Origin of the sequence: Bradyrhizobium sp. NBAIM08, assembly GCF_020193935.1 — a bacterium.
GTDB lineage: Bacteria > Pseudomonadota > Alphaproteobacteria > Rhizobiales > Xanthobacteraceae > Bradyrhizobium > Bradyrhizobium yuanmingense.
On the sequence record NZ_JADYVR010000897.1, the window covers coordinates 1 to 408 of the forward strand.

Below are 408 nucleotides of genomic sequence, written 5' to 3' on the forward strand. Positions count from 1 at the left end.
GGCCCGTACCGAGCGCGCGGCTCGAGCTGGCCTCGACGAGCCCGGCGACGATGAAGTTGCCGCTGTACCCGAGGTTGTCGGACACGAACTGGAAGTCCGCGCCGCCCGTCTTGGTGAGGGGGCCAGTGCCGACGAGCTGGCCGAGCCCGGCGGTGGCGACCTTGCCGGTCGTCCCGGTCCCGATGACGTTGATCGTCCCGCCGGCCGCCCCGACGTTGATGAACCGCGCGGCGGCCAGGGTAAACCCGGCGGTCGTGCTGAGCGTGCCCCCGTTCAGGTTCACGGGCGACCCGGCCGCACCCATGTTGGCGTCGGCCGCGACGGACACGGCGCCGCCGGTGATCGTCAGCCCGCCGGTGAACGTGCTCGCCCCGGAGAGGACGGCGGTGCCGCCGGCGACCGTCAGCC

The 408-nt window shown here is 73.8% G+C and carries 1 pseudogene; it reads right to left on the minus strand.

The features are described from left to right. Positions 1-408, minus strand: a pseudogene (locus I6F37_RS42605) (hypothetical protein); the annotation flags it as partial.